The sequence below is a fragment of the Frondihabitans sp. PAMC 28766 genome (assembly GCF_001577365.1).
Taxonomy (GTDB): Bacteria; Actinomycetota; Actinomycetes; order Actinomycetales; family Microbacteriaceae; genus Frondihabitans.
In genome coordinates this window covers 1748347-1771118 of the sequence record NZ_CP014513.1, presented here as the reverse complement: position 1 = coordinate 1771118, position 22772 = coordinate 1748347, and the positions used below count along the sequence as shown (strand labels likewise).

General features: G+C 69.7%; 24 protein-coding genes. 8 read left to right on the top strand and 16 right to left on the bottom strand.

Translation table 11 applies throughout. The features are described 5' to 3' along the window. Both pth and AX769_RS08640 read right to left on the bottom strand, forming a co-directional pair. Positions 1–585: an aminoacyl-tRNA hydrolase gene (gene pth / locus AX769_RS08645; protein WP_082763618.1), complete on the bottom strand. Its 585-nt coding sequence runs from the start codon at positions 583–585 to the stop codon at positions 1–3. A 54-nt stretch (positions 586–639) separates the two neighbouring features. Beyond that, positions 640–1260 (bottom strand): 50S ribosomal protein L25/general stress protein Ctc, encoded by a 621-nt coding sequence (locus AX769_RS08640; RefSeq protein ID WP_066278235.1) that lies wholly within the window; start codon positions 1258–1260, stop codon positions 640–642. A gap of 301 nt (positions 1261–1561) precedes the next feature. On the opposite strand from AX769_RS08640, the gene gndA reads away from it, so the two are divergent. After that, positions 1562–2965: an NADP-dependent phosphogluconate dehydrogenase gene (gene gndA / locus AX769_RS08635; RefSeq protein ID WP_066283356.1), complete on the top strand. Its 1404-nt coding sequence runs from the start codon at positions 1562–1564 to the stop codon at positions 2963–2965. A gap of 161 nt (positions 2966–3126) precedes the next feature. Here gndA and AX769_RS08630 read toward each other — a convergent pair whose 3' ends face one another. From AX769_RS08630 to AX769_RS08605, 6 genes are read right to left on the bottom strand one after another with little or no spacing between them, the layout of a single operon-like run. Then, on the bottom strand, positions 3127–4530 hold the full coding sequence (locus AX769_RS08630; protein WP_066278233.1) for an 8-oxoguanine deaminase: 1404 nt from the start codon (positions 4528–4530) through the stop codon (positions 3127–3129). Beyond that, complete coding sequence (add, locus tag AX769_RS08625) at positions 4530–5543, bottom strand: adenosine deaminase (protein ID WP_204249349.1); 1014 nt, start codon at positions 5541–5543, stop codon at positions 4530–4532. The genes AX769_RS08630 and add overlap by 1 nt, the downstream gene beginning before the upstream one ends. Beyond that, positions 5540–6421, bottom strand: coding sequence for an ABC transporter permease (locus tag AX769_RS08620; RefSeq protein ID WP_066278230.1), 882 nt, complete (start codon positions 6419–6421; stop codon positions 5540–5542). The genes add and AX769_RS08620 overlap by 4 nt, the downstream gene beginning before the upstream one ends. After that, positions 6421–7332 (bottom strand): ABC transporter permease, encoded by a 912-nt coding sequence (locus AX769_RS08615; RefSeq protein WP_082763615.1) that lies wholly within the window; start codon positions 7330–7332, stop codon positions 6421–6423. The genes AX769_RS08620 and AX769_RS08615 overlap by 1 nt, the downstream gene beginning before the upstream one ends. Beyond that, positions 7325–8167 carry an ABC transporter ATP-binding protein gene (locus AX769_RS08610; protein ID WP_066278224.1) on the bottom strand — a complete coding sequence of 281 codons (843 nt, stop codon included), beginning with the start codon at positions 8165–8167 and terminating at the stop codon, positions 7325–7327. The genes AX769_RS08615 and AX769_RS08610 overlap by 8 nt, the downstream gene beginning before the upstream one ends. 8 nt (positions 8168–8175) lie before the next feature. Further along, positions 8176–9306 carry an ABC transporter substrate-binding protein gene (locus tag AX769_RS08605; RefSeq protein WP_066278222.1) on the bottom strand — a complete coding sequence of 377 codons (1131 nt, stop codon included), beginning with the start codon at positions 9304–9306 and terminating at the stop codon, positions 8176–8178. A gap of 204 nt (positions 9307–9510) precedes the next feature. Here AX769_RS08605 and AX769_RS08600 point away from each other — a divergent pair, with 204 nt between their 5' ends. Both AX769_RS08600 and AX769_RS08595 read left to right on the top strand, forming a co-directional pair. Next, positions 9511–10119, top strand: coding sequence for a TetR/AcrR family transcriptional regulator (locus tag AX769_RS08600; RefSeq protein WP_066278215.1), 609 nt, complete (start codon positions 9511–9513; stop codon positions 10117–10119). 90 nt (positions 10120–10209) lie between these two features. After that, positions 10210–11628, top strand: a complete 1419-nt coding sequence (locus tag AX769_RS08595; RefSeq protein ID WP_066278212.1) for an NtaA/DmoA family FMN-dependent monooxygenase — start codon at positions 10210–10212, stop codon at positions 11626–11628. A gap of 110 nt (positions 11629–11738) precedes the next feature. Here AX769_RS08595 and AX769_RS08590 read toward each other — a convergent pair whose 3' ends face one another. The 4 genes from AX769_RS08590 to AX769_RS08575 form a co-directional block, all read right to left on the bottom strand. Continuing rightward, complete coding sequence (locus AX769_RS08590) at positions 11739–12485, bottom strand: HAD family hydrolase (protein ID WP_066278210.1); 747 nt, start codon at positions 12483–12485, stop codon at positions 11739–11741. Further along, complete coding sequence (locus AX769_RS08585; protein WP_066278206.1) at positions 12482–13459, bottom strand: ribose-phosphate diphosphokinase; 978 nt, start codon at positions 13457–13459, stop codon at positions 12482–12484. Before AX769_RS08585 ends, AX769_RS08590 begins: the two co-directional genes overlap by 4 nt. A gap of 1 nt (position 13460) precedes the next feature. Continuing rightward, positions 13461–14897: a bifunctional UDP-N-acetylglucosamine diphosphorylase/glucosamine-1-phosphate N-acetyltransferase GlmU gene (glmU, locus tag AX769_RS08580; RefSeq protein ID WP_066278203.1), complete on the bottom strand. Its 1437-nt coding sequence runs from the start codon at positions 14895–14897 to the stop codon at positions 13461–13463. A gap of 85 nt (positions 14898–14982) precedes the next feature. Next, positions 14983–15423 (bottom strand): MarR family winged helix-turn-helix transcriptional regulator, encoded by a 441-nt coding sequence (locus AX769_RS08575; RefSeq protein WP_066278200.1) that lies wholly within the window; start codon positions 15421–15423, stop codon positions 14983–14985. Positions 15424–15454: 31 nt separating this feature from the next. Between AX769_RS08575 and AX769_RS08570 the strand changes: the two genes are divergently transcribed. The 4 genes from AX769_RS08570 to AX769_RS08555 are packed head-to-tail and all read left to right on the top strand — an operon-like array spanning position 15455 to position 17611. After that, a complete protein-coding gene (locus AX769_RS08570; protein WP_239451983.1) occupies positions 15455–15688 on the top strand; it encodes a hypothetical protein in 234 nt (77 codons plus the stop codon). Between the two features lie 29 nt (positions 15689–15717). Further along, positions 15718–16572: an MFS transporter gene (locus AX769_RS08565; protein ID WP_066278195.1), complete on the top strand. Its 855-nt coding sequence runs from the start codon at positions 15718–15720 to the stop codon at positions 16570–16572. A gap of 11 nt (positions 16573–16583) precedes the next feature. Beyond that, positions 16584–16907: a hypothetical protein gene (locus AX769_RS08560; RefSeq protein ID WP_162269014.1), complete on the top strand. Its 324-nt coding sequence runs from the start codon at positions 16584–16586 to the stop codon at positions 16905–16907. Positions 16908–16933: 26 nt separating this feature from the next. Then, a complete protein-coding gene (locus AX769_RS08555) occupies positions 16934–17611 on the top strand; it encodes a hypothetical protein (protein ID WP_066278191.1) in 678 nt (225 codons plus the stop codon). Between the two features lie 15 nt (positions 17612–17626). Here the strand turns inward: AX769_RS08555 and AX769_RS08550 are convergent, their stop codons facing one another. After that, on the bottom strand, positions 17627–18955 hold the full coding sequence (locus AX769_RS08550) for a M20/M25/M40 family metallo-hydrolase (protein WP_066278188.1): 1329 nt from the start codon (positions 18953–18955) through the stop codon (positions 17627–17629). 186 nt (positions 18956–19141) lie between these two features. Here AX769_RS08550 and AX769_RS08545 point away from each other — a divergent pair, with 186 nt between their 5' ends. Beyond that, positions 19142–20077, top strand: coding sequence for a GNAT family N-acetyltransferase (locus tag AX769_RS08545; RefSeq protein ID WP_082764038.1), 936 nt, complete (start codon positions 19142–19144; stop codon positions 20075–20077). A gap of 35 nt (positions 20078–20112) precedes the next feature. Here AX769_RS08545 and AX769_RS08540 read toward each other — a convergent pair whose 3' ends face one another. The 3 genes from AX769_RS08540 to AX769_RS08530 form a co-directional block, all read right to left on the bottom strand. Further along, the gene (locus tag AX769_RS08540; RefSeq protein WP_066278185.1) at positions 20113–21321 is read right to left on the bottom strand and encodes a HipA domain-containing protein; all 1209 of its coding nucleotides are present in this window, start codon (positions 21319–21321) and stop codon (positions 20113–20115) included. Then, the gene (locus AX769_RS08535; protein WP_066278182.1) at positions 21318–21959 is read right to left on the bottom strand and encodes a helix-turn-helix transcriptional regulator; all 642 of its coding nucleotides are present in this window, start codon (positions 21957–21959) and stop codon (positions 21318–21320) included. The genes AX769_RS08540 and AX769_RS08535 overlap by 4 nt, the downstream gene beginning before the upstream one ends. A gap of 89 nt (positions 21960–22048) precedes the next feature. Continuing rightward, the gene (locus AX769_RS08530) at positions 22049–22663 is read right to left on the bottom strand and encodes a TetR family transcriptional regulator (RefSeq protein WP_066278180.1); all 615 of its coding nucleotides are present in this window, start codon (positions 22661–22663) and stop codon (positions 22049–22051) included. Positions 22664–22772 lie beyond the last annotated feature (109 nt).

Genomic DNA, 22772 nt, shown 5'->3' with positions numbered 1-22772 from the left:
CTAGCTCGCCGTATGGAACCGGAGCTGCGCCGCGGTCAGGCCGTCGGCGGCAATCATCTCGACGGCGTCGGTCGCCTCGTCGAGGAGGTTCGGAAGCGTCTTGCGCTCGGAGCTCGTGAAGTCGTTCAAGACGAAGTCGGCAGCGCTCTGTCGGCCGGGAGGGCGACCGATGCCGACGCGCACCCGGGTGAAGTCGTTCGATCCTGTGGCCGCGATGATGTCGCGCAGGCCGTTGTGGCCGCCGTGGCCGCCGCCCTGCTTGAGCTTGAGGGTGTCGAACGGGATGTCGAGCTCGTCGTGAACGACGATGAGTCGCGACACGTCGAGGTCGTAGTAGCGCAGCAGGGCTGCGACCGGCGGTCCGGAGACGTTCATGAACGTCGTCGGCTTCGCCAGGACGAACCGAGGACCGCCCGGAAAGCTGCGCCCCTCGGCGACCGTGGCCTGCGTCTTCGAGGTCTTGAACCCCGACTGCAGTCGGTCGGCGAGCAGCGCGAGCACCATCTGGCCGACGTTGTGGCGCGTCGAGGCGTAGCCGGGCCCGGGGTTGCCGAGCCCGACCACGAGCCATCTGCTGTCGTCCAGTGGAGTGCCTTCGGGCGGTCCTGTGTGCTGCTGTGCGTCGGAAGAGGAGCCGAGTTATTCGGAGCGCTCTTCGTCTTCGATCGAGGGCACGTCGCCCTCGGCGGTCTCTTCGTTTTCGGCGGCGACCTCGGCACGGGGCAGGCTGACGTTGGTGACCATCATCTCGGGGTCGTTCACGAGCTTGGCGCCGCGAGGCAACTCGACCGCGCCGGCCAGCACCTGGGCGCCGTCTTCGAGACCTTCGATGGAGACCACGACGCGCTCGGGGATGTGGGTGGCCTCGACGTCGAGCAGGAGGGTGTTGGCCTCGACGACGTGGATCGTGCCGGGAGCCGACTCGCCTTCGATGTGCACGGGGATCTCGACCTCGACGCGCTCACCGGCACGGACGACGATGAGGTCGATGTGCTCGATGATCTGGCGCACCGGGTCGCGCTGGATGTCCTTCACGAGGGCCAGCTGCTGCGTGCCCTCGATGTCGAGCTCGAGCACGGAGTTGGCGCGACGCGTGATGAGCATCGTCTCGTGGCCCGGCATGGTGAGGTGCACGGGGTCGGTGCCGTGGCCGTAGAGCACGGCGGGGATCTTGTCGACGGCGCGGATCTTGCGGGCCGCGCCCTTGCCGAATGACGTGCGTCGTTCGACGCTGAGCTTGTTGTCGGTGGCGTCAGCCATGGGTGTCTCCTAGAAGTGAGTGTGAGGGGGTCGCCCTCGGGATTCAACTCGAACGCATTGTCAGCGTGAGGAAAGACAGGACCTGTCCGCCCACCGCGTCGATAACGGGTGCAACCGCACCCCTCGCCGAAGTTCAAGGGGAGAGTCTACACGGGGTGGCGCCTGCCGGGTATCGGCAATGCCTGGTAACACGTGTCGGCCCGCGGATAGATTGACAGTACTTACTTTCGAAGGAGGCACCGTGGCCGAACACGGAGACACACAGGGCAAGGCGAACATCGGCGTGGTCGGGCTGGCCGTCATGGGTTCGAACCTGGCGCGCAACCTCGCCTCGCGTGAGGGCAACACCGTTGCCGTCTACAACCGCTCCCCCGAGCGCACCGATGTCCTCATGAAAGAGCACGGCGACGCCGGCTTCATCGCGTCGAAGACGATCGAGGACTTCGCCGCGTCGCTGTCGAAGCCGCGCACCGCGATCATCATGGTGCAGGCCGGCAAGGGTACCGACGCGGTCATCTCGCAGCTCGCCGACCTGTTCGAAGAGGGCGACATCATCGTCGACGGCGGCAACGCCAACTTCCAGGACACCATCCGGCGCGAGCACGACCTCCGCGAGAAGAAGCTGAACTTCGTCGGCACCGGCATCTCGGGCGGTGAAGAGGGCGCCCTCAAGGGCCCGTCGATCATGCCCGGCGGCAGCGACGAGGCCTGGGAGACTCTCGGCCCGATCCTGAAGTCCATCGCCGCGGTCGCCGAGGGCGAGCCGTGCGTGACGCACATCGGCCATGACGGCGCCGGGCACTTCGTGAAGATGATCCACAACGGCATCGAGTACGCCGACATGCAGCTCATCGCCGAATCATACGACCTGCTGCGTCACATCGGCGGCCACGACCCCGACGCCATCGCCGAGGTCTTCGGCGAGTGGAACAAGGGCGAACTCGAGTCGTACCTGATCGAGATCACCGCCGAGGTGCTCAAGCAGAAGGACGCCAAGACCGGCAAGCCGCTGGTCGACGTCATCGTCGACGAGGCGGGCTCGAAGGGCACCGGCGTCTGGACGGTGCAGAACTCGGTCGGCCTCGGCGTCCCCGTCGGCGGCATCGCCGAAGCCGTCTTCGCCCGCGCCGTCTCGTCGAAGCCCGACCAGCGCGAAGCCGTCCGTAAGACGCTGAAGAACCGCCCCACCGTGCAAGACAAGGGTGAAAACTTCGAAGACGACGTGCAGAAGGCGCTCTACGCCTCGAAGATCGTCGCCTACGCGCAGGGCTTCGACGCCATCATCGCCGGCGCGAAAGAGTACGACTGGGACATCGACAAGGGTGCCGTGGCGAAGATCTGGCGCGGCGGCTGCATCATCCGCGCGCAGTTCCTGAACCGCATCGTCGACGCCTACCAGAACGACTCGACCATCGCGACGCTGCTGGAAGACGAGTACTTCGCCAAGGCCATCGCCGACGGTGAAGACGCCTGGCGCCGCATCGTCGCGAAGGCCGCACTGTCGGGCATCCCCGTGCCCGGGTTCTCGTCGGCGCTGGCGTACTACGACTCGCTCGCCGCCGAGCGCCTGCCTGCGTCGCTCATCCAGGGTCAGCGCGACTTCTTCGGTGCGCACACCTACAAGCGCATCGACAGCGACAAGGTGTTCCACACCCTCTGGAGCGACGACCGCTCGGAGATCGAGACGGAGCCCAGCACCCACTAGCCGATCCCTCTCCCGTTCTACCTATAGGTGCGCCCTTCGCGACAGGAAACTTCCTGTCGGGAGGGCGCTACCTACTCCCGTTCTACCTATAGGTGCGCCCTTCGCGACAGGAAACTTCCTGTCGGGAGGGCGCTACCTATAGGTAGAACGGAGGAGGGGAGCTAGGCGCGGGCGCGGAGGGTGGCCGAGGCACGAGCGGCATCGGCGGCGAGCGTGCGCTCGTCGGCGCGGGTGAGCGAGCCCTCGTCGACGACGGGATCTCCCCCGACGTAGAGCGCGGTGAGCGGCGGCATCGCGGCGAGACCGAGAGCGGCGACAGGATCCGCGAGGCCGGCGAACTCCACGCCGTCGATGCGCCAGAGCGCCAGGTCGGCGAGCTTGCCCACCTCGATCGACCCCAGGTCGGCATCGCGACCGAGCACACGCGCGCCGCCGAGTGTGGCGATCCTGAGGCCGTCCCGCACCGAGAAGCCGTCGGCCCCGGCCCGCAGCCGGTTCATCAGCACGGCCTGGCGGATCTCCGTGCCGAGCTGGCCCGACTCGTTCGAGGCCGAGCCGTCGACGCCGAGCCCTACGGGTGCGCCCGCGGCGAGCAGCTGCGGGATGGGCGCGATGCCGGCGGCCAACCGAGCGTTCGACGACGGGCAATGCGCCGTTCCGGTGCCGGTCGCGCCGAAGCGGGCGATCGCGTGTTCGTCGAGGTGCACGCTGTGCGCCATCCAGACGTCGTCGCCGAGCCAGCCGAGGTCGTCGAGATACTGCGTCGGGGTCTTGCCGAAGCGTTCGTGGCAGAAGGCGTCCTCTTCGATCGTCTCGGAGCCGTGCGTGTGCAGCCGCACACCCAGAGACCGGCCCAGGATCGCGGCCTCCCGCAGCAGGTCGGCCGTCACCGAGAACGGCGAGCACGGCGCAATCGCGATCTGCACCCGAGCGTCGGCCGAAGGGTCGTGGTACTTCTCAACCGCCGCCGCCGATGCCTCGAGGGCGGCCGCCGTGGTCTCGACGGCGAAGTCGGGCGGCAGGCCGCCCTGCGAGCGGCCGAGGTCCATCGAGCCTCGCGTGCCGTGCAGGCGCACCCCGACGGTGTCTGCCGAGCGCACGATGCCACCGAGGATGTCGCCCGAGCCCTGCGGGAAGACGTAGTGGTGATCGGCGACGGTGGTGCAGCCCGAGCGGGCGAGCACTGCCATGGCTGCCGCCGCCCCGGCCTCGACGAGGTCCTCGTCGATGCGCGCCCAGGTCGGGTAGAGCGCGACGAGCCAGTCGAACAGGATGCTGTCTTGCGCGATGCCGCGGGTGAGCCACTGGTAGAGGTGGTGGTGCGTGTTGACGAGCCCCGGGGTCAGCAGGTGGCCGCGGGCGTCGATGCGCGTCGTCACCGAGGGGGCGAAGGCCGCCCCGGGGGCTGCGAGCCCGTCGACCGCCCAGACCGGCGCCGGCCCCGCGCCGACCGCGACGATGCGCGAGCCGTCGACGACGACGTGTCCGCCGTCGAACTCGTGACCCGCGGTGTCGACGGTCGCGACGTAAGCGCCCTCGAAGACCCGCCGCACCGCTGTGGTCATCAGGAGGCGAGCCAGGCGTCGATCCCGGCCAGCGCCCGGGCCTTCAGCGCGTCGGACGCCCCGCTGCACTCGATCGACGAGCGGGCGCACGCGGCGAGCTGCTCGTCGGAGAGGCCGAGCACCGTGCGCGACGTCTCGTACTCGTCGAGGATGCCGGGGCCGAAGAGCACCGGGTCGTCGGCGTTGATCGAGCAGCGCACACCGGCGTCGAGCAGCAATTTCAGCGGGTGCTGGTCGAGCGTGCCGACGACGCCGAGGAGATCGTTGGAGGTGGGGCAGACGTCGAGACAGATGCCCCGCGCGGCGAGCAAGGCGAGGAGCTCAGGATCCTGCACGCTCGTCACGCCGTGCAGCACGCGATCCGCGCCCAGCACCTCGACGGCCGCCAGCACTTCGGACGGCCCGGCGAGCTCGCCCGCATGCGGCGTCGACAAGAGCCCTGCGGCCTTGCCGATGCGGAACGCCTCGGCGAAGTCCGCGGCGGGATGGCCCCGCTCGTCGTTGGCGAGGCCCAGCGAGACGACGCCGCGGCCCGCGGAGGCCGCCGCGATCTCGGCGTACGCGATGGCGGTCTCGACGCTCTCGGTGCGGTCGAGGGTGATCATGAGGCCGACCTCGACGCCCCACTTCTCGCCGCTGATCCGCGCCTGCTCGATGAGCGCGTCGAGCGCGAGCTCGGTCGAGCCGAACGTCGACGCGTAGAAGTGCGGGCTGGCACCGAACTCGGCGTAGACGACTCCCTCGCGGGCGCAGTCCTCGACGGTCTCGTCGATCTGCCGGAAGAGGTTCTCTTCGACGCTGAGCACCTGCAGCATGCTGCGGTAGGTCGCGCTGAAGTCGGAGAAGTCGTCGAACACGGTCGGCACGTCGATGACGAGGCCCGCGGCGGTGCCCATCTCGTCGAGGGTGGCGCGGCGGATGGCGGCCTCCCAGTGGATGTGCAGGTGGCCTTTGGGCAGGGCTCTGAGATCGCGCACCGAGGTGGTCTCGGCCGCGAGGGTGGTGTCGGTCACTTGTTGATGCTCTTTCCCGCGTTGGGGCCCCACTTCGCGAGCACGGCGGTCTCGATGAAGGTGGTGATCGTGTAGAAGACGATGGCGACGACCGTGATGACGACCACGATCGCCCAGATCTGCCCGTAGTTGGAGTTGGTCTTGGCCTGGTTGATGACGCCGCCGAGGCCTTGGAAGGTGAAGAGCCACTCGTAGAGCATCGCGCCGGTCAGAGCGCCGGGCACCGCGATGCGCATCGACGCGAAGAAGTGCGGCAGCGCGGTCGGAAAGGCGACCTTGGTCATGATCGTCCAGCGGTTGCCGCCGTAGACGCGGATCAAGTCGACCGACTGCTGGCTGACCGAGCGGAAGCCGAGCGTCAGGTTGACCAGCAGCGGGAAGAACACCACCACTCCCCCGATGAAGCCCGCCGTCAGCGCGCCGTTGCCGAGCACGAGGTAGATGACCGGCGCCATGGCGAGCAGCGGCACCGTGCGCAGCAGCATGGCCAGCGGCATGAACATGAACTCGAGCGGCCGGATCATGGTGAACAGGATCGCGACGATCACCGAGCCGACGATGCCTCCGACGAAGCCGATGGCGGCATGGTAGAGCGTCACCTCCAGCAGCTGCCAGAGGATGTGGCGGATGTCGCTCGGCGCAGTCGTCAGCAGCGGGTTCTTGACGAACAGGTACTTGACGACGTCGAGAGGCGTCTTGGCGATGAACGCGTTCGCATTCAGCGCCTTGAGCGCGACCCACCAGCCGGCCGTCAGGATCACGAGCGAGATCAGGATCGTGACGACGGTGCGTCCGATCCGGCCCAGCACCCAGCGGGTGGTCTCGACGGCGTTCGAGGTCGAGACGGACCCGCTCGAAGTCGGTGCGATCGTGGCCATCAGAACCCTCCTCCGGCGTTCGAGTCGCCCGCCGACCAGGGGGCCAGCAGGCGGCCGATGCGGCCGATGACGAAATAGGCGAGCCCGGCGACGCCGGCGCTGATCAAGGCGAGTGCCCAGAGGCGGACCGAGGCGCCGGTCGCCTGGGCGGCGAGCAGCAGGATGCCGATGCCCGAGTCGACCCCGTTGGTGAAGTACTCGCCGAGCACCGAGCCGAGGAAGGCGGCGGGGGCGGCGAGCTTGAGAGCGGCGAGGATGCTCGGCAGGGCGGCGATGAGACGCACCTTGAACAGCTGCGTCATGCGGCCGCCGCCGTAGGCCCGGATCACGTCGATCTGGGTCTCGCTCGCGGCTCGAAGGCCCAGCAGCGTGCCGACCACGGTCGTGAAGATCACGCTCAGGGCGGCGAGGAAGATGGAGGTGCTGCGGCTGCCGGCCGGGGCCAGCAGCGTCACGATCGGGCCGATGGCCGTCAGCGGGATGCACGAGGTGATGACGGCGAGCTGCAGCGAGATGTTCTCGAACCAGGGCTGGATCAGCACCAGGAAGGCGAGGAAGAAGGCGACGAGGTTACCCCAGAGGTAGCCCCAGGCCGCGGCGCCGCCGGTCTTGGCGATGGCGTTCCAGTACACGCCGGTCTGGAAGAGGTCGTAGATCAGCTGCTTGCCGACGAGGCCCGGCTGCGGGATCGACTGCGTCTTCGGGTAGAACGTGACGGACACGATCTGCCAGACGATGATGACGACGACGATGCCGATGATCGCGCCCACCCACGGGGGCATGCCGTGCAGCCGCCCGAGCAGCGTGGGGCGCTCGCCCCGGCCCGGCGTCTCGAGGCTGAGCGAGACGCTCTCGGCGGCCGAGACGTCGGCCGTGCCCTGGTCGGTGCGGGCGGCCCGAGTGTCAGTCATCGACGGCCGCCCCGTGGGCGCCGAACAGGATCTCGGAGATCCGGTCGACGTACGCGTGGAACTCCGGGGTGCGCTGCAGCTCGGGCAGGCGGGGGCGCGGGAGGTCGATCTCGACCACCTCGGCGATCCTGCCGGGCCGTGCGCTCATGACGGCGACGACGTCGGAGAGGAAGACCGCCTCGGAGATGCCGTGGGTCACCATCAGCGTGGTGGCGGGCTTCTCGCCCCAGATGCGCAGGAGCTCGACGTTCATGCGCTGGCGCGTCATGTCGTCCAGCGCGCCGAACGGCTCGTCGAGCAGCATGATCGTGGGCTGGACGGCCAGGCAGCGCGCGATCGAGACGCGCTGGCGCATGCCGCCGGACAGCTGGGCGGGCTTCGCGTTCTCGAAGCCCGTGAGGCCGACGAGCTCGATGAGGTCGTCGACGAGGTGCGGCGGCGGCGTGATGCCCGAGACCTCGAGCGGCAGCTGGATGTTCTTCTTGACCGTCCGCCAGGGCAGCAGGGCGCTGTCCTGGAAGGCGATGCCGGTCTCGTGGCTCTTCTGCACCTGAGCGCTCGACTTGCCGTTCACCACGACGGTGCCCGTGGTGGGCGTCTCGAGGCCGGCCAGGATGCGGAGAATCGTGGATTTTCCGCATCCTGACGGCCCCAGAAGGCTCAAGAAGGAGTCCTTCTTGGTGCCCAGGTTGACCTCCGACAGGGCCTGGACGGACTTCCGACCCATGTCGAACGTCTTCGTCAGGCCTTGGATGTTGATGCCGGTCGAGAGCTCCGGCCGGCCGGCCGGGTCGCTCGTGGCGATCAGGAGTTCAGTGCTGGGCGAGGTGGTCATGGTGCTCTTTACGCGCTCGGGATCGTGAAGGTGGTGACGAGGTCGGGGTTCTCTTTGTAGACCTCTTTGATCAGGCTCATGTCGTAGAGCTTGTCGGCGGTGATCTTCGAGCCCATGAGGCCGAGCGACTTGATGCTCTCGTCGATCAGCGCGGTGGTCATCGTGAACAGGCCGTTCTTGTTGACGTCGTCGGTCAGCATGAGCGCGTTCTGGGCGGTCATCTCGTTGGTCTGCTCGGGCACGGCGAGGTTCTGGTCTTTGCCGTACTTGTCGACAGCGTACTTCGCGGCCTGGGTCGGGTCCTTCACGGCGTCGGTCCAGCCCTGGATCTCGGCCTTGAGGAACGCCTTGAGCAGGTCGCGCTTGTTGTCGATCGAGTCCTGCGTCACCGTGAAGGTCTCGGCCGTGAACGGCAGGCCGTTGTCGGCGAGGGTCAGCACGACAGGGGTGAAGCCGTCGGCCTTCGCCTCGAGCGGCTCGTTCGTCGTGTACGACGTGTGGGCGTCGTACTTGCCGGCCTCGAGAGGCGCGATGCTGTACTGCGTGGTGACGAGCTTCACGTCGTTCGTGAGGTTGTTCGCCGCGAGGAAGCCCTTGATGATGGTCTCGTTGCCGCCCGACTGCACACCGATCGTCTTGCCCTTGAGGTCGGCGAGGGTCTTGATCGGGGTCTTCTCTTCGAGCGACAGGAGGCAGAACGGGTTCTTCTGGTACGTCGAGCCGATGATCTTGAGAGCCGCTCCCTGGATCACCGAGGGGGCCGTGATCGACGGCGACGACAGGCCGACGAGGGCCTGCCCGGCGAGCAGCGCTGCCTCGGCGCCGGTCTGTCCGCCACCGGCGAGGAGCGTGACGCCCTTGAAGCCGGCCTTGGTGTAGTACCCCTTCTCGGTGGCGAAGTACTCGCCCGCGAACTCGATGTTCTTGATCCACGAGAGCTGCAGCGCGATGGTGCCGTAGGCGCCGGCGGCGACGGGGCCGCTCGACTTCGTGGTCGAGGACGACGAATTGCTCGACGTGGAGCAGGCGGCGAGCAGCGCGGTCGTGCCGGCGACGAGGCCGACGGTGCCGCCGAGGCGGAAGAATGCGCGCCGGTCGAGGGTCGACTCGGTTGCGGGCGGGGCGGAGAAAGCACTCATGGACACTCCAGATTTTCGTCGGCGAAGGGATCGCGCGTTTCGGGTTGCTGTGGATTCGTCGAGCCCCGGAGACGCGGCGGCGGCGCTTCGGAGGCACGGCGCAGCGTTCGGTGACTTTGGGCGAACCTAACCCGGGTTTGTTACGGCCGCATTTCGCTGGTGTTGCCGTCAGGGGACCGCCCGCGTGCCGGTAATCTCGCCTGCATGGATCAACCGCAGACGGCCGTCGCCACCGATCGCCGGCAGGAGCTGCTCGAGCGCATCGTCGACCACGTGCTCGAACACGGCATCGCGCGCGTCACACTGCGAGGGCTCGCCGCCGCCGTCGGCTCGAACAACCGCATGCTGCTCTACTACTTCGACAGCCTCGAGGCGCTGATCGTCACAGCGCTGCAGGCGTCCGAGCATCGCTTCACCGGGATGACATCGCTGTTCGGCGGCTTCGCCGACGCGAGCGTGCCGATCGGCCGGCGCATCCGCGTCGCGTGGGCGACCATCGCCGACCCCGACAATCGGCCCTTCCACCGGCTGTTCTTCGAGATCTTCGGCCTCGCCGGGTTCGAGCGCGAACGGTTCGCCGAGCTGCTCGGCGTCATCGGCACGGAGTGGGTCGACAACGTCGCGGGCGCGTACCGGGCCGCCGGCATCGGGGCGCAGGATGCCGAGGTGCTGGCTCACGAGACCGTGGCGCTCTGGCGGGGGTTCCAGGCGACCCTGCTGAGCCTGGAGGACGACGCGGTCGTCGCCCGCGCGGCCGACCCGGCGATGGATGCTCTCGTGGCGAGGGTGGAAGCCGCGGCGACCCGATCCTGAGATCGGCGCCGGCCTGAGCCGGTCGGGGTCGTTTGTTAAGTCTTCGTTTCGTGGCTGGACTCGGCGTGAACCGCTTGGTTCACTAGGGGCATGAAGCAGATCCACCTCGGAGTGTTCGAAGTCGCCGGCACGCAGGTCGGGGGCACCCGCAGCTGGTTCCACGAGCGCAGCGACTCGGTGCTCTACCACGAGCTCGACCTCTGGATCGGCATGGCCAAGATCCTCGACGAGGCGGGCTTCGACTTCCTGTTCTTCGCCGACGGCTTCGGCTACCCGTCGATCGACGGCGATCTGCCCGAGATGGCGGCGCGCGGCGGCATCAATTTCGGCGGCATCGACCCGTCGCTCTTGATCCCGACCCTGGCGCGCGAGACGAAGCGCCTCGGCTTCGTGGTGACCGCGGCGACCGGCCTCGACCACCCGCTGCAGACCGCCCGCCGCTACGCGACGCTCGACCACCTGACCGGCGGTCGCATCGGCTGGAACATCGTCACCGGCGGCTCGGCCAACACCGTCGCCGACCTCTTCGGCCACACCGAGATGGTCAAGCACGACGACCGCTACGACCAGGCCGACGAGTACGTCGACCTCGCCATGACCTTCTGGGAAGGGTCGTGGGAGGACGACGCCCGCGTCGCCGACAAGGAGACGCAGGTCTTCGCCGACCGCTCGAAGATCCACCGGATCACGTTCGAGGGTTCGCATTTCCGCTCGGACGGCTACTTCACGACGTCGCCGTCGCCGCAGCGCACCCCCGTGCTCTTCCAGGCCGGCACCTCCGCCCGAGGCCGGGCCTACGCCGCCCGCAACGCCGAGGCCGTGTTCGTGCAATACACGACCGGGCCGCAGACGAAGGCGAACGTCGCCGACATCCGCGCCCGCGCCGCCTCCAACGGGCGCGACCCGCAATCGATCGTGACGATGGTCGGCCTCTCGGTGACCGTCGCCCCGACCAGTGCTGAGGCGCACGCGCTGCGCGCCGAGTTCGACGCCATGCAGAGCGACGAGGTCGTGGCCGTGCTGTACGCCGGCAACACGGGCATCAATCTGCTCGCGCTCGATCCTGCCCGCGACCTCACCCAGTTGCGAGACGACGGCGGCCACATCGGGCAGATCGCCCAGAGCAACATCGACCGCTTCCTGCCCACCGACGGCTCGACTCCCCCGACGGTCCGCGAGATCCTCGACGACCTCAAGGGCAAGGGCACCCGTGGGCTGCAGCTCGTCGGCGACCCGATCGAGGTGGCCGATGCGCTCGAGCGGATCATGGACGAGACCGACCTCGACGGCTTCTTGATCGAGCCGCTGTTCGGCACGGCCGACTGCGAGGACTTCGCGTCGCTCGTGGTGCCCGAGCTGCGGCGCCGCGGGCGGATGACGCTCTCGCCTGCGAGGGGAACGCTGCGCGAGCAGATCTCGGGTGGCGGGCCGCACCTGCCGGCGGATCACCCCGGGCAGCAGTTCACGATCGCCGCGAAGCTCGCCGCTGCCGCCCCCTCGGCCGGCTAAGACACCTTCGGTGCCGGCGATCGGCGGTGGCACCCGCGCGCGCCACGCCGCACTGCGCCTCGGCGAGGTGGGAAAGCCCGGCCAGAGGTGCGGCCGGCCAAGGGGCGGCGCTAGCGGTCGGCGGCGGCCCAGCGCTCGAGGGGAGCGTAGAGCTCTTCGAACGCGTGGGCGCGGAAGGTCGGCTCGGCCTCGGGCGTCGAGAAGCGCTCGATCAGGGCGGTCGCGCTGCCCTGCTCGGCAGCGGGAGCGAGATCATTGCGCCAGATGTCGCCGACGCTCAGCAGGCGCTCGGGTGCATCGGCGAGGCCGTGCTCCGCACGAAGGCGCGTCAGGATCGCCGACATCCCGGCCGGCTTGCCCGCGCTCGTCACGATCTCGTCGAAAGCCTCGGCCAGGCCGAGGTGGTCGAGCTGCTGTGCGACGCCGGTCTCGGTCGCGTTCGTGACGAGCACGACAGGCGAGGTCTCTCGCATCCTGCCCAGGAAGTCGGTGAGGCCGGGCGGCGCCCAGGTCTCGAGCACACCGTCGGCGAGTTCGCGGCGGCTGGCCTCGTAGGCGCGGTCGAGATCGGCTTGCTCTGCGCCGCGGCTGCGCGCAAGCGAGGCCGTGGCCGCGTAGCCGTCGGCGCTGTCGACGACGCCCTCGAGCGCGGCGGCGACTTCAGCGGCGTCGTCGCCGCCCAGGGCGACGACGTCAGGGCCGGCGAGGAAGACGGACACGACCCGCTCGATGAACCCGTCAAAGTGCGCGGGGTCGCGCTCGGCCAGAGCGAGGTCGGCGTGCCGGGCGTAGCTCAGTGTGGGGGCGTCGCCGAGGCAGATCGTGCCGTCGAAGTCGAGGACGACGAGACGGGTCACGCCGCGCCGTCGAACATCGACGTGACGGACCCGTTGTCGAAGACCTCGTGGATGGCCCGCGCAATGAGAGGTGCGATCGGCAGTACGGTGAGCGACGGGAAACGCTGGTGCTCGGTGAGAGGAAGCGTGTCGGTGACGACGACCGAGTCGATGAACTCGTTCGACAGGATCTCGGGCGCCGGGTCGGAGAACACGGCGTGCGTCGCGGCGACCACGACCCCGATCGCCCCGGCCTTCTTGAGCGCCTCGGCGGCCTTGACGATGGTGCGGCCCGTGTCGATCAGGTCGTCGACCAGCAGGCACACGCGACCGCGCACCTCGCCGACGATCTCGTGCACCGAGACCTCGTTCATCACACGGGGGTCACGGCGCTTGTGGATGATGGCCAGCGGGGCGCCGAGCTTCTCGCTCCAGTTGTCGGCGACCTTGACGCGGCCCATGTCCGGCGAGACGACGGTCAGCGTCGATGAATCGAGCTTCTCTTGGAAGTGCTTGAGCAGCACCGGCATGGCGAAGAGGTGGTCGACGGGGCCGTCGAAGAAGCCCTGGATCTGCGGGGCGTGCAGGTCGACGCTCATGATGCGATGCGCACCGGCCGCTTTGAAGAGGTCGGCGACCAGGCGGGCCGAGATCGGCTCGCGGCCGCGGCCCTTCTTGTCTTGGCGCGCGTACGGGTAGTAGGGGGCGACGACGGTGATGCGCTTCGCGGAGGCCCGCTTGAGGGCGTCGACCATGATGAGCTGCTCCATCAGCCACTCGTTGATCGGCCGCGTGTGCGACTGGATGACGAAGGCGTCGGAGCCGCGGACGCTGTCGTCGTAGCGGGCGTAGATCTCGCTCGACGCGAAGGTGCGGGCATCGGTGTGCGTGAGTTCGGTGCCGAGTTCGTAGGCGATCTGATCGGCGAGAGCCGGGTGGGCTCGCCCCGTCACCAGGACGAGGCGGTTTTCTCCGGTGATCTTGATTCCGGACACGTCACTCGCCTTCTGATTCGCGCTCGCGCGCAGCTTTGGCAGCCTCCGCCCCGGGCGAGCCCGGGCGCTTCGCCTCGGTCCACCCGGTGATGGTTCGCTGCGGAGCCACGCTCAGCGCCAGCGAACCCGCCGGCACGTCTTTGCGAATCACGGCACCGGCGCCGGAGGCAGCTCCGTCGCCAATCCTAACGGGCGCGACGTAGACGTTGTGCGACCCCATCTTCACGTACGACCCGACCTCGGTGCGGTGCTTCTCGACGCCGTCGTAGTTCGCCGTGATCGTGCCGGCGCCGAGGTTCGAGCCGACACCGATCTCGGCGTCGCCGATGTAGCTGAGGTGCGGCACCTTGCTGCCCTCGCCGATGGTGGCGTTCTTCGTCTCGACGAACGCGCCGATCTTGCCGTCGGCGCCGAGGATCGTGCCCGGGCGCAGGAACGAGAACGGCCCGACGTTCGCGTGCGCACCGATCACGGCGAGGGTGGCGTCGGTGCGCTTGACGATCGCGCCCTCCCCCACCTCGGTGTCGACGAGCGTGGTGTCGGGCCCGACGACGGCGCCGGTCTCGATGACGGTCGCGCCCTTCAGCTGGGTGCCGGGCAGGATCTCGACGTCGGCGGCGAGGCTCACGTCGCGATCGATCCACGTGGTCTGCGGATCGAGGATCGTGACGCCCTCCAGCTGCCAGTGCCGCACGATCCGGTCGTTGAGGCGACGGGCCGCGGCGGCGAGCTGCGCGCGGTCGTTGACGCCCTCGATCCGCCACGGCTCGTCGACGGTCTTCGCGGTGGCGGTGCCGCCGTTGATCGTGACGAGGCCGACGACGTCGGTGAGGTACTTCTCGTTCTGCGAGTTGGCGGACGTGATGAACGAGAGGTGCGTACGGAGGGCTGCGACCGTGAAGGCGTAGGTGCCGGAGTTGATCTCGGCGACCTCGAGCTCGTCGGCCGAGGCGTCTTTCTGCTCGACGATCTTCGAGACGGTGTCGTCGGCCTTGCGGATCACGCGGCCGTACCCCGTCGGATCCTGCACCACAGCGCTCAGCAGGGTCACCTCGACCTGGTCGGAGCGGTGCTGGTCGAGGAGGGCGTTCAGTGTGCCGTGGTCGACGAAGGGCACGTCGGCGCTGACGACGACGACGTCGCCTTCGAACTCGTCGGGCAGGGCCGCGACGGCCTGCTGCACGGCACGGCCCGTGCCGGGCTCGTCGTCCTGGTCGACGAGCTGCGCGTGCGGGGCGACCTCGAGCACGCTGGCCGCCACGGTGTCGCGGTCATGGCGCACCACGACGAGCAGGTGCTGCGGGTCGAGGGCGCGAGCCGACTCGAGCACGTGATGGATGAGCGGCAGGCCGCCGAGGCGGTGCAGCACCTTCGGCGTCGAGGACTTCATGCGGGTGCCCTGCCCCGCGGCGAGGACGATGACGGCGAGGTCTGGCATGGGGGTCTCCTGGTGCTCGTAGCGGATTGCCCTCCACGCTAGCGAACACCGCCTCCACATTGGGTGCGGCGACCGGACGCGCAGCTCAGACCGGCGCGGCGGCCTTGCTCGCCTCGAGCAGGGCGGTCAGCTCGTCGCGCACCCGCTCGAGCTGCTGCAGCGGCACGCCGAGGCGCTCGACGATGCGGCCCGGCACGGCGAGCGCCTTCTCGCGGAGGGCGGCCCCCTCGGGCGTCAGGGCGATGTCGAGGGAGCGCTCGTCGACGACGTTGCGCGACCGCGTGAGGAGACCCTGCGTCTCGAGGCGCTTGAGCAGCGGGCTGAGCGTGGCCGGCTCGAGCAGCAGCTGGTCGCCGAGGTCGCGCACGCGCAGCGGGCTCTGCTGCCAGAGCGCCAGCATCACGAGGTACTGCGGGTGGGTGAGGCCGAGCGGCTCGAGCACCGGGCGGTAGAGAGAGATGACCGAGCGGCTGGTCGCGGCGAGCGCGAAGCACACCTGGCGGTCGAGGGCCAGCGGATCTTCCATGCCTTCAATTTAACACGTACACTAACTATTCGTGCACAAACAAAAGCAGCCGACACCGTTCGACGGTGCCCCCGGGCTCGTGGGTCGCCTCAACCGCTTCCTCTACCCCATCGCCGGGCCGGCGTCGCTCGGCGCGGGCCACCCCGAGGAGCCGTACCGCGCCCCGGTCGATCCCGCCTGCCCGGTCTGCGGCAAGCCCCTCGCGATTCATGACATCTCGCGTGGCTTCGGTGCGGGTCGCTCGTCGCTGAACTGCCCGCGCTGACCCGCGACCCGCGCGTGTCAAGATAAAGCGTGGGCGTCAGCGGCGAGACCAGAGCATGGCTCCGCGTCGCACCCGCCATGACGGTGCTCGCCTGGGGAGGCAACCACTTCATCCCGCTGATGCTGATGTACCGCCGCATCGACGGCTACGACCAGGTGCAGGTCGACCTCTCGCTCGCCGTCTACGTCGTCGGCATCGTGCCCGGCTTCCTGCTCGCGGGCACGTGGTCGGATCGCTGGGGCCGGAAGCCCATCATGTTCGTCGGCGTGACGATCGGGATCGTCGCGAGCGTGATCCTGGCGCTGTTCAGCGATCACCTCGTCGGCATGTGCATCGGGCGGTTCTTGAGCGGGCTCAGTGTCGCGGTGGCGATGGTCGTCGGCAGCAGCTGGGTCAAAGAGCTGTCGGTGGCCGAGGGCCGTGGGCCGAGCGGCGCGCGCCGAGCGTCCGTCGCGCTCTCGATCGGCTTCGGCGGCGGCGCCGGGGTCTCGGGCGTGCTGGCGCAGTGGGCTCCTCTGCCGACGCTGCTGCCCTTCGCCGTGCAGATCGCCGCCAGCCTCGTCGCCCTGGCCGTGCTGGCCCGGTCCATCGAGACGCGACTGCCCGACCGATCCGTGACGTCGCTGATCGGCGACCTGAAGGTGCCGGCAGGATCCGGTCGCCGCTTCGTGCGCGTCATCCTCCCGATGGCCCCGTGGATCTTCGGCGCCTCGGCTCTCTCGTACGCTGTGGGCCCGAGCCTCGTCGCGACCCGTGTCGGTGGACTCGTCGTCGCGTTCGCCACGCTCGTGACCGTCCTGACCCTGGGCGTCGGCACGGCCGTGCAGCTGAGCTCGGCCGCCATCGACCGGCTGCTGCGCGGCCGCTCGGGGCCGTCGGCGTGATCTTCTGCGCCGTGGCCGCCGCCGTGCTGATCATCGCCGCCGACCGGTCGGCGGTGACGGCCGTGCTGATCGCGGCCCCCCTCTTCGGCGTCGGCTATGGCCTGTGCATGGTCGCCGGGCTCTCCACCGTGCAGTCGATGGCCTCGGGCGACGACCTGGCGGGGGTGACGGCCGTGTTCTACTCGGTGAGCTACGCCGGGTTCTTCCTGCCGATGATCCTGGCGGCCCTCGCCCCGCTGACCGGCTATGGGCTCGTGCTGGGCGTCGTTGCCGCGCTCTGCCTCGTCTGCGCGCTGATCAGCGGCAGCGGCCTGCGCCGGGCCGCATCGGCCTGAGCCGCGGCACCCCCTACGATCGACGCATGGCCCTCCTTCACAAGTCTGTGCTGACCCCGTCGAAGACCGCTGTGATCGACACGTGGGCGAAGGCACGGCCGTGGTTCCGCGGCGACGCCGACGCCGCATTCGTCAAGGTCGCGGCCTTCCGTTTCGACGACCCGGACGGGCGCGTCGGCCTCGAGACGCTCTTCGTCACAGCCGGCGCCGGCCCCGTGCTGCAGGTGCCGCTGACCTACCGCGACACCGCTCTCGACGGCGGCGAGGCGTGGCTGCTCGGCACCCTGGAGCACTCCGTGCTCGGCACCCGGTACGTTTACGACGGCCTCGGCGACCCCGCCTATCTCGCGGCACTCGCCACCGCGGCGCTCGCCGGCGGCCCGCAGGCCGAGGAGTTCTACGAGGTCGACGGCGACCGCGAGGTGCGCGAGCCCTCCGCGGTCGTCGCCGGCAGCGGGTCGCCGTCCGCACTGCCTGTCGACGTGCCCGCCGTGTCGTCGATGAAGACGCGTGACGACGGCGACGTCAGCGTCACGAGTGCCGGTCCATTGACAGTCGCTCTCGCCCGGGTGCCCGGCGCCGCCGCGTCGGCACTCGCGCAGGCCGTCGACGCCGCCGCGGCGGAGCGCGAGGTGCTCACCGGAACCTGGGCCGGCCACGACGCCCCTGCCACGCTCGCGCTCGTCGCCCGCGCCTCGCGCTGACCAGCAGTCGCAGAGTCAGGCACGCTCCGCGATCCGGGCGGTGACCCGCGCCGCGAAGAACAGCGCGTCGAGCGGGATGCGCTCGTCGACGGCGTGGAAGAGGCCGAACGCGTCGAAGTCGGGTGTCGCGGTGCGGAAGGGCACGAACCCGTAGCCGTGGATGCCGAGGCGGGCGAGGTTCTTGTGGTCGGTGCTTGCCGGCAGAAGGTACGGGATGACGACTGCGTCCGGATCCTCGGATCGCGTCGCCTCGGCGAGCACGTCGAGCAGGGGCGAGTCGGGTCGCGCTTCGACCGGCCCGGGCGACGGGAGCCACTCGACGTCGACGTCCGCGCCACCGAGCGCCGCGATCTCGGCGCGAGCCGACTCGTCGTACCCGGGCAGCGTGCGAACGTCGATGTAGGCCCGCGCCCGGGCCGGGATCACGTTCGACTTGTAGCCGGCCTCGAGCCGGGTCGGCGAGGCCGTGGTGCGCAGCGACGGCTCGATGAGGGGTCGCGCGCCACCGAGGCGGTCGAGCACCTCCGGCAGCGACGACGCCGTGACAGCGGTCTCGAGGAGGAGCGACACCGAGGCGGCGAAGCTCTCGGTGGCCGACGTCGGAGTGACCGCGAACTCGTGGCTCGCGATCCGGTGGACGGCGGAGGCGACCCGCGCGACCGTGTTGCCCGGCGTCGGGCGGGACGCGTGGCTCGCCTCACCGCGCGCCGTGATCCAGGCGCCGTTGCTGCCCTTCTCGGCGGTCGCGACGAGGTACGCGTTCGCACCGCCGATACGGAACGAGAAGCCTCCCACCTCGCCCAGCGCCTCGGTCGCGCCGGCGAAGAGCTCGGGGCGCCGGGCGACGAGCCACTGGGCCCCGTCGACACCGCCGGCCTCCTCGTCGGCGAAGAAGGCGAAGACGAGGTCGCGTGCGGGCACGATCGCTTCGCGCACCAGGTGGCGCGCGGTCGCGAGCAGCACCGCCGCATAGGTCTTGAGGTCGAGAGCGCCGCGCCCGTAGAGCAGGCCGTCGTGGATCTCGGCGGCGAACGGCGGGTGGCTCCAGTCGACAGCCTCGGCCGGGACGACGTCGAGGTGCGCGTGCAGCACGAGGGCCCCGCGCGTCGGGTCGGCGCCCGCCAGCCGCGCGACGACGCTGCCGCGGCCGGGCACAGGCTCGACGTAGTGCGTCTCGAGGCCGACCTCGTCGAGATACTGCTGCACGAGTCGGGCCGCCCGGGCCTCTCCGTCGCCGATCGTCGCCCGGTCGCCGGTGTTCTCGGTCGGGATGCGGATGAGCTCTTGCGAGAACCGCAGCGTCTCGTCCTCGAGGGTGGATGTGCCTGGTCCGCTCGCGGTCATGCCGTCTCCTCACCTGCGCCCGGGGTGCCCCGGTCGACCCTCACGAGCCTAGGCACCGGCGGCCTCGGCTCGGCGCAGTCGCAGCAACACGGCGTCGCCGGCGGTCACGCGAGGTCACGAGGCCGGGCACGCGTCTTCGAAGGCAACATTCACCAGCGGCGCCGACGGATCGCCGACACTGAGGTCATGAGCACCGCAACTCTGACGACACCCGGCGACGTCGAAATCACGGCTCCCGACATCACCGCTCTCGGGCCGGACGCCACCCGCGCTCTGATCGAGACCACTGTCGACCGGGCGCGTGCCCGCTATGCCGCGGGTGTCGTCGTCGAGACGGCAGGATCACCGGACGGCCTGCGCCGTCTGCTCACCGAGCTCGGCTTCCGGCGAGACGCATCCCGGGGCGACGCCGTCTACCTCCGCGATCTCACCCTCGCGGCCGACGGCACGTCGACTCGCGTGCTCGACAACCCGGCGCTGGCGTCGCTGGGCGGCCACCACGCCCGCTTCGCCGAACGGCGCGGCGAGGTCGTGCGGTACCAGGCCGACGTCTCGCCCTGGGCGGGCTTCCCCGACGAGCCGACCGCCGCCGACTGGCACGACGCGGCAGCGCTGCTGGGCTCGGGTGCTCACCTCGGGGTGAGCGCGGCGGCAGAGCTTCCCGAGGGCTGGGTGGAGCTGGAGGGGTTCTCGGGCGTGCAGCTCACGGGCGAGGCGGTCGAAGGGCGGCAGGATCCGGAGGCCGTCGCGCTCACGCCCGACGACGTCCCCGAGATCCTCGACCTGGTCGAGCGCGCGAAGCCGGGTCCCTACCTCGCCCGCACGATCGAACTCGGGCGGTACGTCGGCTTCCGCGACGGCGGCCGGCTGATCGCTCTCGCCGGCGAGCGCCTGCATCCGCCGGGCTGGACCGAGATCAGCGCCGTCTGCACCGATGACGAGCACCGCGGTCGAGGGCTCGCCACACGCCTCGTCCTCGACGTCGTCCACGGCATCCGCCAGCGGGGCGACCTGCCGATGCTCCACGCCGCCGGAGGTAACACCCCGGCGATCCGGCTCTACGAGCACCTCGGCTTCACGCACCGGGCGCGCCCCGCCACCCGCTTCGTCCGCGTGCCCTGACCCGGGCGGCAGCGGGGCAGCGGGCGGCACCGGCCTCAGCTACCGACGACCTTCTCGGTCTGCTGCCGGATGAGCCGACGCATGAGCTCGGCCTGATCAGCGGCAAGCCCCTCCCACGCGGAGTCGGCCCGCTCGGCCACGCCGGAGTAGATCTTTTTCACGTCGTCAGCGACCCGGTCGCGGTCCAGACCGGACTTCTTGGCGAGTTTCACCCAGTGATCGAGCGTCACCGCCTGCGGATAGGCCGCTCCGCTGACGCGCATGGCCAGCTTCTCGTCGTAGCCGGGCCACAGGCGCGTCGGCAGGGAGTCGTAGAGAGGTGCGAGAGTGAGCCCGTCGGGGCGCAGAAGAACGGAGTAGTTCTTGGCGTGCGCGTCAGAGTTGCCGATAGCGGTGTTGAAGGCCAGCTGTCGCACGGACTCGTATCCGGAGGCCAGACCGGCGTCGTGTCGAAGCAGCAGCTCGATGACCTGCTTGGCCGTGACGCCGTACTTGGTGTCGCTGTCGCGGCCGAGCGCCTGCGCAAGATCCTCGACATGGATTCGACGAGCAATCGCGTCCGCCTCGACGACTCGGTCGAACCGCTCGACGATGTACGCCTGTTGACCCAGGACATCGAGGACGTCGGCCCGGGGCGCGGCGATTCCGATGGCAGCGGCCAGCCGCATGGCTGCGACTTCGGCGACCTCGGCCCCACGGTTGACCGGGGCCGCCGGTTTGACGATGTGCGTCGACGGCACGGCCGCATTGGACCAATACCAGTCGCCAGCGACGCCGGCCAGGGCGAATTTCGGTTGCGACCCGGCCAGCGAGAAGCGTGCTGGCTCCGATCTCTCGTACCAGTGGTCGGGATCGCGATGCAGCGAACGGATGCGGAACGCGATCGCATCGTCGTCGGCGGGGTCGAGGCGGCCCTCGACATCGCTGGCCGACTGACCCGAAGGCAGCAGCACCAACCCTCCGGCGACATCGCCACCGACCGCGGCGAGGAGGTCGAACGTGTCGGTGGATCGAGCGTCGGTCACGCTTCGCATCCACTCGCGCGCAGCCTCACGGTCGGGCAGAAGATTGCCGAGGAAGCGACCGGCCGCGCTTGTGGCAGCCCCGCCGACACGGGGCAGCGACAGCGAGATGGGCGTCGGCGGGGCGGCCGAGTCGTACTCGAACGAGACGACTCGACTCGCGGGATCGTCGACGAACTCCCCCACGTAGGCACCTTCGAGCCAGGCCGACAGAGTCGTCATGAGCCGTGGCCCACCGTGACCGGCGGCAACGCGAGGGGCGTCACGTCGAGAGCGCGAAGGATACGCCGCGTCTCGCCGACGCGAACCCCGGGCCGGGCGCGCTCGAGCGCCGAGATGACGTCGACGCTCACCTCGGCGCGACGGGCGAGCTCGGCGACACTCAGCCCCTGGATCGCACGCTCGTCCGACACCACACGAGCGAGCCGCCCGGAGCTCGACGTGAACTTGCGTCGACTCTTGTTGACGAGCGCCGAGACCCGGTCGTCGAGACCTTCCTGCGCCTGCCGCACGATGAGCTCGCCCGGTGACCAGCCACTGGGCACCTCGCCGCGGAACCAGGCGCGCAGAAGATCGGCCGGGTTGTCGGAGTCTCTCAGCTGCCGGAGATGACGCGCCACGCGCAGGCGGTCGGGCCCGGTCAGGCCGACGAGGCTCTGGTTGCGCAACGCCTCGATGAGCTGACGCCGCATGGGTGCTCCCATCGGCCGGGGCGCAGCGGTGCGCGCGGGGCGGTCGGTCGAGTCGATCACCCAGACTCTGCCGGACCGATGCGCAGGGACGGCGCCACTCTCGGCGAGTGCCCGCGCACGGCGCGCGGAGATGCCGTGCGCGGTCGCGTACTGCTGGGTCGTCGTCACGCGCCCAGTCTAGATCCGCGGAACAGGAAGTGCACTAGTTGCGGAACAAGATGTGCACTCGTGGCGGAACGGGAAGTGCACCCGTCCGGCTAGAGCCCGGCGGGGGCGAGAACCGCCTGGATCGCGGGCGCCAAGACCCCCACGAGCTGATCGGGGTCGGCCCGGACGATGGCGGGGACACCGATGATCCTGCGGCTGGTGATGACGCCGACGAGCATCGCGCTCGCAAGTCCCGCTCGGAGGGCGGCGCTCTCGTCGCCCTGCACCCGCGACTCGGCCAACAGCCGCGACTGGATGAACTCGCTCAGCGCCTCGCTGGCACGCTCGTTGACGACCGCGCCGCGGAGGGTCGCCATGAGCGGCTCGGACTCGTCGGGGAGGCCCTCCCACGCATCGAGGAAGGCCCGGACGACGCGCTCGCCGATCTGCTCGTCGGGGCCGTCGAAGGCCCGATCGAAGCGTTCGAGGGCGGAGGCCGGCACGGCCATGACCGCCGCGAACAGCCGCTCTTTCGACCCGAAGAACTGGATGACCTGCGACCCGTCGACCCCGGCGTCGGCGGCCACCGCGCGGATGGTCGTGCCCGCGAACCCGTCTGCGGCGAAGCGCGCGCGGGCGGCCGAGAGCACGACGTCGCGGGTGCTGCCGTTGCCGGGGCGGCGGCCGCGCCTCCGTGCTGATCCTGCCGTCTTGTCGTCACCCACGTCTTGAGGATACCCCTGCGAGAGTATTTTCTCAACGACTGTTGAGTTCTTGGCGGATCGGACGTAGTGTCGCCCCCGGGCCGCTCACGAGACCCGAGAACCACCGAAC